Annotated in this window: 11 protein-coding genes; 8 read left to right on the top strand and 3 right to left on the bottom strand. The window is 67.3% G+C overall.

The genetic code is table 11. The features are described from left to right. Positions 1-138: 138 nt before the first annotated feature. From B9Z03_RS06415 to B9Z03_RS06450, 8 genes are read left to right on the top strand one after another with little or no spacing between them, the layout of a single operon-like run. The gene (locus B9Z03_RS06415) at positions 139-1,188 is read left to right on the top strand and encodes a sugar ABC transporter substrate-binding protein (RefSeq protein WP_085463435.1); all 1,050 of its coding nucleotides are present in this window, start codon (positions 139-141) and stop codon (positions 1,186-1,188) included. A gap of 1 nt (position 1,189) precedes the next feature. Further along, complete coding sequence (locus tag B9Z03_RS06420; protein ID WP_176247455.1) at positions 1,190-2,719, top strand: sugar ABC transporter ATP-binding protein; 1,530 nt, start codon at positions 1,190-1,192, stop codon at positions 2,717-2,719. Then, positions 2,716-3,693: an ABC transporter permease gene (locus B9Z03_RS06425; RefSeq protein ID WP_085463437.1), complete on the top strand. Its 978-nt coding sequence runs from the start codon at positions 2,716-2,718 to the stop codon at positions 3,691-3,693. Before B9Z03_RS06420 ends, B9Z03_RS06425 begins: the two co-directional genes overlap by 4 nt. An 18-nt stretch (positions 3,694-3,711) precedes the next feature. Continuing rightward, entirely contained in the window at positions 3,712-5,817 is a 2,106-nt protein-coding gene (locus B9Z03_RS06430; RefSeq protein ID WP_085463438.1) for a hydantoinase/oxoprolinase family protein, read from the top strand. Position 5,818: 1 nt separating this feature from the next. Then, the gene (locus tag B9Z03_RS06435; RefSeq protein ID WP_085463439.1) at positions 5,819-7,930 is read left to right on the top strand and encodes a hydantoinase B/oxoprolinase family protein; all 2,112 of its coding nucleotides are present in this window, start codon (positions 5,819-5,821) and stop codon (positions 7,928-7,930) included. A gap of 14 nt (positions 7,931-7,944) precedes the next feature. Next, on the top strand, positions 7,945-8,709 hold the full coding sequence (locus tag B9Z03_RS06440; RefSeq protein WP_085463440.1) for an SDR family NAD(P)-dependent oxidoreductase: 765 nt from the start codon (positions 7,945-7,947) through the stop codon (positions 8,707-8,709). Positions 8,710-8,746: 37 nt separating this feature from the next. Continuing rightward, a complete protein-coding gene (locus tag B9Z03_RS06445; protein ID WP_085463441.1) occupies positions 8,747-10,201 on the top strand; it encodes an aldehyde dehydrogenase family protein in 1,455 nt (484 codons plus the stop codon). 7 nt (positions 10,202-10,208) lie between these two features. After that, the gene (locus B9Z03_RS06450; RefSeq protein ID WP_085463442.1) at positions 10,209-10,934 is read left to right on the top strand and encodes a class II aldolase/adducin family protein; all 726 of its coding nucleotides are present in this window, start codon (positions 10,209-10,211) and stop codon (positions 10,932-10,934) included. A gap of 32 nt (positions 10,935-10,966) precedes the next feature. On the opposite strand, the gene B9Z03_RS06455 is transcribed toward B9Z03_RS06450, so the two are convergent. From B9Z03_RS06455 to B9Z03_RS06465, 3 genes are all read right to left on the bottom strand, one after another. Continuing rightward, positions 10,967-11,917: a LysR family transcriptional regulator gene (locus tag B9Z03_RS06455; RefSeq protein ID WP_176247456.1), complete on the bottom strand. Its 951-nt coding sequence runs from the start codon at positions 11,915-11,917 to the stop codon at positions 10,967-10,969. A gap of 160 nt (positions 11,918-12,077) precedes the next feature. Then, on the bottom strand, positions 12,078-12,305 hold the full coding sequence (locus B9Z03_RS30175) for a metal ABC transporter solute-binding protein, Zn/Mn family (protein ID WP_244561673.1): 228 nt from the start codon (positions 12,303-12,305) through the stop codon (positions 12,078-12,080). 123 nt (positions 12,306-12,428) lie between these two features. Beyond that, positions 12,429-13,103 (bottom strand): glutathione S-transferase family protein, encoded by a 675-nt coding sequence (locus B9Z03_RS06465; protein WP_176247457.1) that lies wholly within the window; start codon positions 13,101-13,103, stop codon positions 12,429-12,431. Positions 13,104-13,147 lie beyond the last annotated feature (44 nt).

Raw genomic sequence — 13,147 nt, forward strand, 5'->3', positions numbered from 1 at the left:
GGAGGAGGCCGGACATCCGGGCCTGATAGATCAATAGTCAAATGCCTATGGATAGTAGGCGAACTATATATTGGACGACATGAGGCCTCCTCCTTTAGCTAACGGCTAGACGCTCGGTTTGCGTCACGGGAGGAGAACATGATTTTCAGGCAGGCGATGCTGGCCGCGGCCAGCGTCTTGGCGATCTCTGGCGCCGCGCTGGCGCAGGATGCAAAATCCGCCGTTGCGACCGCGCGCGAGGCGAAGACGACCTGGCCCGGCCCGACCGAGGCCGTGAAGGCCGAGGGCAGCAAGAACATCTATGTCATAACCTGCGCGTCGCAGGGCATCGGCTGCGTCCGCGCCGCCAATGGCGTGGTCGAGGCGGGCGCAGTGCTCGGCTGGGATGTCCGCGTCATCGACGGCCGCGGCGATCCGGCCGCGTGGAATGCCGGCATCCTGTCGGCGGTGACGGCGAAGGCTGACGGCATCGTGCTCGCCGCGGTGCCGCCGATGCTGGTGGGCGATGCGCTGGCGCAGGCCAAGGCAGCCGGGATCTCGGTCGTGTCCGTCTTCAACCCGAAGCCGGAGCAGGCCGACAGCGTCTTCGCCTATGTCAGGCCCGACCACGTGGCACAGGGCGCGCTGGCGGCCGACTGGGTGGAGGCCGATTCCGGCGGGACCGCCAAGATCATCCTCGTCGAGGACCCGATCTTTCCCGAACTCGTGCAGCGCGGCGCGGGCTTCCGCGAGAGCATTGCGAGCTGTGGCGGCTGCGAGATCGTCGAGGCGGTCGAGTCGACGCTCGCGACCATGGCGCAGCGTCTGCCCGGCGCGGTCGCTGCCGCGCTCAGCCGGCGCCCGGACGCCAACTACGTCATCGCTCCGTTCGATTCGAACGGCTTCTTCGCCAATGAAGGCGTCCGCCAGGCCGGGCGCATCGGCGCCGTCCGTGTCGGCTCCTACGAGGGCGATCCGCAGACGATCGCGGCGATCCGCAATGGCGAATACGCGATGACGATCGCCGACCCGGCCGAATGGATGGGCTGGCAGGCGGCCGATGAGCTTGTCCGGGCCTTTGCGGGTGCGGCGCCGGCAAATGTCACGGTCGTCGATCGGCTGGTCGACAAGGACAACGCGCCGACGACCGAGGGTTGGCTCGGCGATCTGGACTACAAGGCGGAATTCCGGAAGCTCTGGGGCAAGTGAGATGTCCGGGTCCGTTCTCTCGGTGCGAGGTGCGACCAAGGCCTTCGGAGGCGCGGTCGCCCTGCGCGGCGTGGATCTAGAGGTCGGCGAGGCCGAGATCCATGCGCTTCTCGGCGAGAACGGCGCCGGGAAGTCGACGCTCATCAAGATCCTCGCCGCGGTCCACGCGCCCGATGCCGGCAGTTTCGAGATTGCCGGAGAGACGCTGCCGGCGGGCTTCGGGCCGGACGACATCGCGCGCGCGGGCATCCGCTTCGTGCATCAGGATCTCGGTCTCATCGACACAATGAGCGTGATGGAGAACATGGCCCTGGTCGGCGGTTTTGTCCGTCGCGCCGGGCTGATCGACCATCGTGCGTCATCCCGGCGTGCCGGGGAACAGCTTGCCCGGCTCGGGCTCACGGTGGATCCGGAGGCCCTTGTCGGCAGCCTGTCGGTGGCGGAGAAAGCGATCCTGGCCCTTGCCCGCGCCATGTCCGGCGATGCGCGGCTGATCGTCGTCGACGAGGTGACCGCGGCCCTGCCGAGCCCGGACGTGGCGCGTGTCCACGAGGCCATCCGGGCGGCGCGGGACCATCACGGCGCGGCGTTCATCTACGTGTCGCATCGCCTGGAAGAGGTATTCCAGCTCTGCGACCGGCTGACGGTGCTCCGCGACGGCCGCACCATCGCCACGGCGGAGGTCGGTTCGGTCGACATGGCGCAGGTGGTCAACTGGATCGCCGGCAAGTCGCTCGGCCTGGGCCGGGCTTCGGTCGGCGGAGGCGGTGGCGCGGTCCGACTGGAGGCAGAGGGCATTCGCGGCGGCGTTGTCGGGAATGGCGCAGCACTTTCGGTGTCGGCGGGCGAGATCGTCGGCATCACCGGTATCATCGGCTCGGGCTACGACGCCATTTGCGAGATGGTTGCCGGGATCGCGACACCTGTCGAAGGCAGGATTGGCATTGGCGGACAGGCGATTGCGCCTGGAAGCACCGCGGCCACGCGCGCGGCCGGGCTGGAAATCGTTCTCGGCGATCGCAGCCGCGCAGCCTTCGCGGAACGGGCGGTCCGGGAGAACCTGTTCGCCGACCGGCTGTTTCGTGGCCGGGGTCGTCCCGACCTGCCCGGCGAGCGGGTGCGCACCGGCGAGCTGGTCGCCGATTTCGACGTGCGGCCGAGGAATTGCGGCGAGGCGGCGATGCAGTCGCTGTCGGGCGGGAACCAGCAGAAGGTGCTGTTCGCCCGCGCGCTCATGGCCGAGCCCAAGGCGCTGGTGCTGATCGATCCGACGGCGGGCGTCGACGTCGGCGCGCGCGCCGAGCTGCACGAGTTGCTGCGTCGGGCGGTCCGCAAGGGAACCGCCGTGCTGTTCGGCTCGAGCGATTTCGAGGAGATCGTCGCCGTGGCCGACCGTGTGCTGGTGGTGCGCGACGGCCGCATCTGCGCGGAGATCTCGGGGGAGGACGTGACGTGGGATCGACTGTTCATGGAGGCGCATGGCGGCCACGCGCCGTTGCCAACGGCAACAATGCAAGGGCTGGCGTCATGAGTGCGCTCGATCATTCCGCCATCGGCAAGGCGCTCTGGGCGAATTCGCTGTTCTTGATGCTCATCGTCGTGGTGGCCTTCTTTTCGATCCTGCTGCCGCAGAGCTATTTTTCGTTCGCCAACGCGCAGATGATCTTCTCGACGAACGCGGTGCTGGCGCTGCTCGCGCTGGCGGCGGTGCTGCCGCTCATCAGCGGCCAGTTCGACATGTTGATCGGCTTCACCCTGGCCCTGGCGCAATCGCTGTGCGCAGGGCTGATCATCCATCACGGCGTGCCGCCGCTGCTGGCGGGCGCCATTGTGGTCGGCGTGGGCATGCTCATCGGCCTGATCAACGGCCTGCTTGTCGCCCGCGCCGGCCTCAACGCCTTCATCACGACGCTGGCGACCGGCATCGTCATCCAGGGCTTCGCCCAGCTCTATACCGGCGGCTCGTCTCTCTTCGGCCAGATGCCGTCCTACTTCCTGGCGCTCGGCCGCGGGCGGCTGTTCGGCATTCCGCTGCCGCTTGTCTATGTGCTGGCCGTCGCGACGCTGATGTGGGCCGTGCTGCGCTACACGGACTGGGGACGGCGGTGCTACGCCATCGGCGGCAATGCCAAGGCGGCGCGGCTGGTCGGCATCCCGGTCGAGCGGATCACGGTCCAGGTTTTCATGGTGTCCGGCGCGCTCGCCGCGCTGGCGGGCATCCTGTCGACCAGCATTCTCGGCTCGGCCAATCCGAACATCGGGCTCAATTATCTGCTGCCCGCCTTCGCGGCGGTATTTCTAGGCGCGGCGCCCGCAGGCCCGGGCCGCTTCAACGCGTGGGGCACGGTGATCGCCGTCTATGTGCTCGCCGCCGGCATCTCAGGGCTGCAGCAGCTCGGCGCGGCCTTTTACGTCGAACAGTTCTTCAATGGCGGTGCGCTGCTGCTTGCAGTCGCGCTCGCCCGCTGGATGGCGGTCCGCGCTGCGGCCGCGACCAAGCGATAGATCGATCGGGAGGAAGATATGTATCTGGGAGTGGATATCGGCGGCACGTTCACCGACCTCGTGCTCGTCGACGGCGAGGGTCGCCTAACCACGACGAAGGCGCTGTCGACGCCGGGAGAGCTGGAAGTCGGCGTGTTCGACGCCGTACGCAACGCGGCCGAGCAGATCGGCATGACCGCCGAGGAGCTTCTTGCGAAGGTCACCGCCTTTGGCCATGGCACCACGCAGGCCACCAATGCGGTGATCGAACGCGACGGCGCGCGCACCGGGCTTCTCGCCACGCGCGGCTTCGGCGACACGCTGGCGATCCAGCGCCTGATGGGCTTCACCGCCGGTGTGCCGGTCAGCCGGCTGGGCTGGTATTCGCGCCGCCGCTATCCGGATCCGATCGTGCCGCGCAGCCTGGTCCGCGAAGTCCGCGAGCGTGTCGATCACCAGGGCAAGGTGCTTGTCGAACTCGATGAGGACGGCGTCCGCACGGCCGTGCGCGAACTGCTCGACCAGGGCGTCCAGACCTTTGCCGTCGCCTTCCTCTGGTCGTTCCGCAACACCGACCACGAGCGGCGCGCCGGCGCGATCATCCGGGAGATGGCGCCCGACACCTATGTGACGCTGTCGAGCGACGTGGCGCCCGTCATCGGCGAATATGAGCGCACCGCGACCGCCGCGTTGAATTCCTATCTTGCGCCGAAGGTGGTCTCCTATCTCGACGGCATCGAGCAGATGCTGCGCCGTCGCGGCTTCAAGGGGGCGTTTTCCATTCTCAATTCCGCCGGCGGCGTAATGCCGGTCGCGGAGGCCGCCCGACGCCCGGTGACGCTGGTGACCTCCGGTCCGACCGGCGGCGTGATGGGCTCCGTCCACCTCGCCCGCCGGCTCGGCTATCGCAACCTGATCACCACCGACATGGGCGGCACCTCCTTCGACGTCGCCATCGTGGTCGACGAGAAACCGCTGATGTCGCTGAACCACGAGGCGGGCGGCTTCCATATCGCCACGCCAATGATCGAGGTGCGCGCGATCGGCGCCGGTGGCGGCTCCATCGCACGTGTCGTCGACGGCCAGCTTCGCGTCGGTCCCGACAGCGCCAGCGCCTGGCCGGGACCGGCCTGCTACGGCCGCGGCGGCACGGAGCCGACGGTCACGGACGCCGACGTCGTGCTCGGCATCATCGACCCCGAGACCTTCCTCGGCGGCAAGATGAAGCTCGACCGCGCTGCGGCCGAAAAGGCGGTGCGCGACCGGATCGCCGAGCCGCTCGGTCTCTCCGTCGAGGAGGCGGCCGCCGGCATCAGGCGCATCGTCGATGCGCAGATGGCCGATACGCTGCGCGAGGTCACGATCGGCCGCGGCCATGACCCGCGCGACTTCGTCATCTTCGCCTATGGCGGCGCCGGCCCCGTTCACTGCGCCGGCTACGGCGCGGAGCTTGGCGTGCCGAAGATGATCGTGCCGGTCACCTCGATGGCGCATTCCGCCTATGGAGCACTTGCCGCCGACGTCCAGTATTCCCGCGAGCGCTCGATGCTGATGCGCGGCGGTGGCGGGCCGCGCAAGCTGAGCGAGGGGCTCGACCCTTGCGCGGTCGGCTCGGCCTTCGCGGAGCTCGAGGAGGATTGCCGTACTGCCATGGAGCGGGCGGGAGTCGCTGCCGACGACGTGCGGCTGCTGCGCGCCGCCGACCTGCGTTACCGGCGCCAGACCAACGACCTGATGATCTCCTTCCCCGCCGGGGCCGTGGATCAGGCTGCGCTCGAAGAGCTCGTCGCGCGCTTCGAGGAGACCTACGAGCAGACCTACGGCAAGGGCTCCGCGTTCCGCGAAGCGGGCATCGAACTAACGAACGTGCGCGTCGAGGCCTTCGGCGCGGCGCGGAGGCCCGAGCTCAAAGTCGAAACGTCGGTCAAGGAACCGGCCGCCGGCCGCCGTCGCATCTTCGAGCCGGTCGCCATGCAGTGGATGGAGACCGCCGTCTACAACTGGCGCGACCTGCCGGTTGGCTTCCGCATCGACGGCCCGGCGGTCATCGAACATCCCGAAACCTCGGTCTTCGTCGCCGCCGGCCAGTACGCGCGGCTCGACGAGGGCGCCAACATCACCATCGAACAGAACGTGGAGGCATAGGATGAGCTCCGCTCCCGCCATCGACCCGATCACCTTCGAGGTGGTCCGCAACAAGCTCGGCGCCATCACCGAGGAACAGGCGATCACGCTCAAATCCGTTTCGGGATCGCCCGTCGTCACCGAGGCGACCGACTTCAACAACGGCATCTATCTGCCGGACGGTTCCATCGTGACGATGGGTCCGCAGGTGATCTTCCACACCGGCACGATGTCGACGGTGATCCGCTCGATCATCGAGAACTTCTCGGAGAATCCGGGCATCCGCGACGGGGACATGTTCATCCTGAACGACCCGTATCGCGGCGCGATCCACCAGCCGGACGTGTCAATCGTGGCGCCGGTGTTCCACGAAGGCCGTCACGTCGCCTGGGCGGGCTCCTGCGCGCACCAGCTCGACGTGGGCGGGATGAGCTTCGGCTCCTGGGCGATCGGCGCGACCGAGATCCAGCAGGAGGCCATGCTGCTTCCAGGCATCAAGCTCGTCGAGGGCGGCGTGCTGCGGCAAGACCTCTGGCAGATGATCATGGGCATGACGCGCCTGCCGCATGTGCTGGGCCTCGATCTCAAGGCGATGATCGCGGCCAACAACGTTGCGGCGAACAGGCTGCGCGCGCTGATGGACAAATACGGCGCCGACACCGTGTCGACCATCATGGCCGAGGAGATCAATGCCTCCGAGCGCCAGATGCGCCAGACGCTGCGCGAGCTTCCCGACGGCGTCTTCCGGGCACGCGACTACATCGAGCATGACGGGCACGAGAACCGCCTCTACGAAGTGGTCGTCACCGCGACGAAGAAGGGCGACAGCCTGACCCTTGACATGACGGGGACCTCGCCGCAGGCGCCGGGCTTCATCAACTGCACCTTCTCCGGCATGCGGGGCGCGGCCCTGACCGGCCTTCTGCCGATCCTCGCGCCGACGATCCGCTGGAACGAGGGCATCATCCGCGCTGTGGATTTCGTCGCGCCGGAGGGCATTCTCTGCAACGCCTCCTGGCCGGCCCCGATTTCCTCGGGCACGATCTCGACAGCCTGGATCGTCCAGAACGTCGTCGTGGCCGCGCTGTCGCGCATGGTTGCCTGCTCCCCAGCGCATGCGAAGGAAGGCCAGGCCGTCACCAAGGGCCACATGATGGTGATGACCTTGGCCGGCCAGGACCGCGACGGCGGCCCCTTCGGCACCTTCCTGCTCGATTCGACCGCCGGCGGCGGCGGGGCGTTCGTCGACCATGACGGTCTCGACGGTTCGGGCGACTACTGCGTGCCGCGCCCGGCGATCGCCAATGTCGAGTCCAACGAAGCGAACGGGCCCTTCCTCTACCTCTATCGTGGCTTCGTGCCCGACACCGGCGGGCCAGGGCGCATGCGCGGCGGCGCCGGCACCTCGCTGGCGATCGCGCCCTACGAGACGCCGGGTCTGCATGCGATGATGCTCGGCCATGGCGTCGAGGTGCCTAATTCCACCGGTCTTTTCGGCGGCCAACCGGGCGCTTGTGGCCGCAACTTCATTAAACGCGACGCAGGCGACGCCGCCGCGATTGCCGGGCTCGCCGCCTCGGCGGACGAACTGAAGGACGTCGGCGTCGATGAGCTTGGCCCGAAGCCGGGCCGTATGGCGCTCTCGCCGCGCGACGTGCTCGGCTACGCCTTCCAGGGTGGCGGCGGCTATGGCGATCCGCTGAAGCGCGATCCGCAGGCCGTGCTCGCCGACATCCGCAACGGCCATGTGAGCGTTGGCGCCGCCGAGCGGCAGTATGGCGTCGTGCTCGACGGCGATGCGGTGGACGCCGCAGCGACGCGTGGTCGTCGCGCGGAAATCCGGTTCGGACGGCTTGGCCGGCGGCCTGCCACGGAACCGGGAGCTAAGGACCTGCATCTTGCCGGCGGGCGTTTCCGTTGTGGTTGCGGCTGCGACCTGGGAGCTGCGAGCGGCAACTGGAAGGCGGCGGCAACGACGCGGCCGGTCGGGGCGGACAGCTACGGGCCGCATTTGCGCACCCATGCCGAGCTGGAACTGCGCGAGCATCTCTGCGGCGAGTGCGGAACGATGCTCGAAGTGGAAGTCGTGCGGCGCGGCGACCCATCCCTGCACACAATCGCGTTGAGTGCCTGAAGGAGACACGCATCATGGCATCGAGATTTCCCACGCGCGGTGGCGTGATCGTCACCGGCGCCGCCCAAGGCATTGGCCGGCGGCTGGCGTTGATGCTGGCGGCGGAAGGCGTCGACGTCTGCATTGCCGACTGGAACGATGAGGGCGGTCGCGCCGTGGTCGCGGAGAACCCTGACGGCGCCGGCCGCATGATCTTCGTCCGCACCGACGTGTCCGACGAGGCGAGCTGCGCCAATGCGGTCGGCGAGGCGGAGGCGGCGTTCGGCGGCGTGTTCGGCGTCGTCAACAACGCCTCGATCTTCTCGACGCTGCAGATGCGGCCGTTCTGGGAAATCCCGACCGAGGAATGGGATCGCGTCCAGAACGTCAACCTGAAGGGCGTCTTCAACATGTCGCGGGCGGCCCTTCCGGCACTGCGTAACTCGGGCGCGGGCTCGATCGTCAACATCGCCTCCTCGACCCTGCTCTTCGGCCGGCAGAACTATGCGCATTACGTGTCGTCGAAGGCGGGAGTGATGGGGCTGAGCCGCGCCATGGCGCGCGAACTCGGCGGATTCAATATCCGCGTCAACACGCTGACGCCCGGGCCGACCTTCACCGAGATCGAGCGCAAGACGGTCACGCCGGAGCAGCGCGAGGCGATGATCCGCCAGCAATGCCTCGAGCGGGCCGGCGCGCCGGACGACATCGCGGCGCCGATCATCTTCCTGCTGTCGTCCGAGGCGCGCTGGATCACCGGCCAGCTGCTCAATGTGGACGGCGGGATGGTGATGCACTGACGGGCCGGTCCCGTCAGGCGCAATATGGAGATGTGAGATGGCCTATGTGACGCAAGCCGACCGGATGCTCATCGGCGGAGAGCTGGTTCACGCCAGCGACGGGGCGTTCGACGAATCGATCAATCCGGCGACCGAGGAGGTGATCGGCCGCGTGCCGCGCGCCACCGTGGCGGACGTCGATGCGGCCGTCACCGCAGCCGATGCGGCCTGGCCGGCCTGGGCGGAGCTGACGCCCGCCGCGCGCGGTCGCGTGCTGCGCGATTTCGGCCAGGCGCTGCGCGCCCGCGCCGAGGAGATCCTTCGTGTCGAAGTGGCCGACACCGGCAACACGATCACGCCGATGCGCGGCGATGTCGGCGTCGCGGTCGACAGCCTCGACTATTACGCCGGTCTCATCCACGAGCTGAAGGGTGAGACCATTCCCGCCACGCACGAGAACCTGCACATGACGGTTCGCGAGCCCTATGGCGTGGTCGTGCGCATCGCGCCGTTCAACCATCCGCTGATGTTTGCGGTCGCCCGCACCGCCGCGGCACTCGCCGCCGGCAACGCGGTGGTGGTCAAGCCGCCGGAGACGAGCCCGCTGTCGGCGATGATCCTGGCCGAGATCGCCCGCGATGCACTGCCGCCGGGGGTGTTCAACATCGTGACCGGCGACGGGCGCACGGCCGGCGACGCGCTGGTGCGCCATCCGCTGGTGAAGCGCATAGCCTTCATCGGTTCGCCGGCCACCGGACGCGCCATCCAGCGCGCGGCGGCCGATGTCGCGGTCAAGCACGTCACGTTGGAGCTTGGCGGCAAGAACCCGCTGATCGCCTTCCCGGACACCGATCCAGAGGCGATCGCCGACGCGGCGATCCGCGGCATGAACTTCTCCTGGCAGGGCCAGTCCTGCGGGTCGACGTCGCGTCTCCTGTTGCACGAGGATATCCACGACCGCGTGCTCTCGCTGGTGATCGATAAGGTCAAGGCGATCCGCCTCGGCGACCCGCAAGACCCCGCGACCGGTATGGGGCCGGTCAATTCGCGCATGCAGTACGACAAGGTGCTGGCCTTCTTCGAGGCGGCGAAGAAGGATGGCGCACGGCTGATGACGGGTGGGCGCAGGCCCGAAGGCGCGGGCTTCGAACGCGGCTTCTGGGTCGAGCCGACCGTCTATGCCGGTGTCGAGCCCGGAATGCGCCTCTGGCAGGAAGAGGTGTTCGGACCGATCCTCTCCGTCGGCAAATGGAAGACGTTCGACGAGGCCGTGGAACTGGCGAACAGCACCGAATACGGCCTGACCGGCGCGGTGTGGAGCAACGACATCAACAACGCGCTGCGCATGGTGCGCCGGATCCGCGCCGGCCACACCTGGGTCAACGGCTGCTCGGCGCATTATCTCGGCGTGCCCTTCGGGGGCATGAAGAACTCCGGCGTCGGCCGCGAGGAGGGCATCGAGGAGATGCTCAGCTACACCGAGACGAAGACCATCAACATCGTACTGCGGTAGGACCCTCATGCACGACGACGCCATTGTCAGGACGACCATCCAGGAACTCGTCATCGCCAACCGGGCGCTCGCGGCGGAGAACGTCATCGACGATTTCGGCCATGTCAGCGCCCGCCATCCCCTGCGGCCGGACCGCTTTCTCCTGTCGCGGTCGCGCTCGCCGATGCTGGTCAGCGCCGACGACATCATGGAGTTCGAACTGGACGGCACGCCGGTCGACCAGAACGGGCGGCGCGTCTATGCCGAACGCTTCATCCACGCCGCGATCTTCGCCGCGCGACCGGAGGTGAACTGCGTGACGCATCACCACGCCCGCTCGGTCCTGCCCTTCACGGTGACTGACACCGTGTTGCGTCCGATGTTTCACATGGCGTCCGTGATCGGTCACGCCGTTCCGGTCTGGGAAAGCCAGGACGAGTTCGGCGACACGAACATGCTGGTTGACACGCTGCCGATGGGAGAGTCTCTCGCACGGGCTCTCGGCGACGGCACCTGTGCACTGCTGCGGGGCCATGGCGCGGTCTGCGCGGCGTCGACGATCGCCGGGGCCTGTCTCGTCTCGGTCTATCTCAAGGAAAACGCCGAGATGGTGCTGAACGCCTTGCCGCTGGGCGCGCCGCGTTACCTGACGGCGGGCGAGGTCGACAAGGCCGCCGCGATGCTGCTGAGCCCGATGCCGCTCGAGCGGGCATGGACCTACCGAAAGGCGAAGGCGGGTTTCCACGGGCTCTGATCCAGGCGGCGCGCCACTGCCTGGATGACCGGTCAGTCGTCGTCCTGTTCGCCGGTGCCGTTCGAGGTCGGCTTCAACTCCGCGCGCAGGAACTCCATCAGCAGCCGCTGCAGGCGCGAGAAGCTCTTGCCGCGCCGGTGGACGAGGAATGTCGGGACCCCCAGCTTGATCTGCGGCACCGCGATGTGCCGAAGCTGCCCGTTGGCCAGCTCGTTGCGCACGGACGTCTCCATGACGAAGGCCACGCCGGCATGGGCGCGCACCGCCTGTTTGATCGCTTCCGGGTGGCCGAACTCCAGCTTGATGTTCTCGCGGACGATGCCGTAGGCGCGCAGCGCATCCTCCTCCAGCTCCCTGCGGACCTGGTTGCGCGGCGCGCTGACGAAAGGGATCGTCGCAAGCTCGGCGGCGGTCGCCTGCGCGCCGAGACCTTGATAGTCCGGCGCCGCGATCAGGATAAACTGCTCCTCCCAGAGGCGTTCCACCACAAGACCGTCGATGTCGTGACGCGGATCGAGGATGGTCAGGCCGAAGTCGCAGGCGCCGCTGCGGACCGCATCCGTCACGCCCTGCGGATTGGAGACGCTGACGGTGACCGTCGAGGCCGGATTGATGCGACTGAACCGCGCGAGCGTCGGCGGCAGGCTGTAGGAGGCCACGGTCATCGAGGCGGCGAGTGCCGCCGAACCGGTGAGGTCGCCCGCCGGTGCGCCGAGCTCGCGCTCGAACTCGCGCGTCCGGGTCACGATCTCCGTCGCCCAGTCGAGCGCTCGCTCGCCTGCCTCTGTCAGAGCAATGCGGCGGCCCTGCTTCGCAAAGAGCCGCACGCCGAGCTTGTCCTCCAGAAACCGGAGATGCGCCGTAACGACCGGCTGCGCCACGCCGATCTTCTCGGCGGCCCGCGTGACGCTCTGGAGCTGGCAGACGAGACAGAAGATCTCGAGCTTGTGCAGCGTCGCCTGCGACGCGAAGAGACGTTGCATCGGCATTTCCTCCCGGAGGGAGGTTAGCCGTCAATCATAGTGCAATCCATATGAATCGGGCTGGAATCCGGGATTTTCCTGATGAACGGAACTTCGGTCAGTCGCGATGACCAAGCGTTCCATCCAGCCTTCCAGACCTTCACCGCTGACGAAGACGACATCAGCCTCTGAGGTTCTTGGCATCATCCAACGTCGGTTCGTATTTATGAGGATCGCCGTCCGGGGGCACGATGGTTTTGACCTCGACATTCGAGTCTCCGATTTCTTTCGCTACATCGGCGAGAACGGTGAAGCTTGCGACCACCTTGAGCGGTTTGGCCGAAGCCGTACCTGCCACTGCAATCGTGGCCGCCGTCGCTACGGAAGCCAGAAGATACAATCTAGGCATTGTCATTCTCTCCTTGGACATCAGCCCGTGAGATGCGGGCGCGGGAACAGGCGCCTGAGCGCGCGCGTCGGCGCGGCGAGCAGCGGGACGCTACAGGAGGCTTGCCGCCGACCGAGCAGTCGACTACTTCGTCAGGAAATGCCGGTTCTGTTCACGCTCGATGACGGCAATGACGGCCGGACGCTGCAGCATTTGCACCTTGTGCCGCGTGTAGTTTTTAAGATCCTGCATCGGCAGGCCATTGCTGGTTCCCCAACCGTAGAACACGAGCGCATAGGGATCGACGACGGTGTAGGCATCCCCCATCATCCAGTGATTGTCGCCGATCAGCGCATCGATCTCCCGCATGCATTCCCAGTAGCTTGATGCTGCCTTGGTCCTGATGGCGTCGTGCATGTCCTCGTGGTCGACGAAGCGGTGCGGCCGGAACCTGGCGCGCTGGAAGATGTGCGGCGTGTTCGAGAACCACGCCATCTGCGCGACGCACTGCATGCGCGAAATGAGGTCCGTGGGAAGCAAGCCGGCCTCCGGATAGGCGGTCGCGATCCACGTCAAGATTGCGGTGTTCTCCGTGATCACCTTGCCGTCCACGCTGAGCGCGGGCACTCGGCCGCGTGGATTGATCTCGAGGAATTCCGGCGTCTGGTGCTGGTTCTTGGCCAGAAGAGTCTCGATCGCGCGGTAGGGGTGCCCGCTTTCCTCGAGCGCGATGTGGGAGGCCAGCGAGCAGGCGCCTGGGCTGTAGAAGAGCGTCGGGTCGCCGTCGCGGGGTACGCCGATGTGATGCGCCGTAGTCATGCTAAAATCCCTTCCGTGATTGTCCGTGCCGTCGGGGGGCGCGG

The organism is Mesorhizobium australicum, from assembly GCF_900177325.1.
In the GTDB taxonomy this organism is placed as follows: Bacteria; Pseudomonadota; Alphaproteobacteria; order Rhizobiales; family Rhizobiaceae; genus Mesorhizobium_A; species Mesorhizobium_A australicum_A.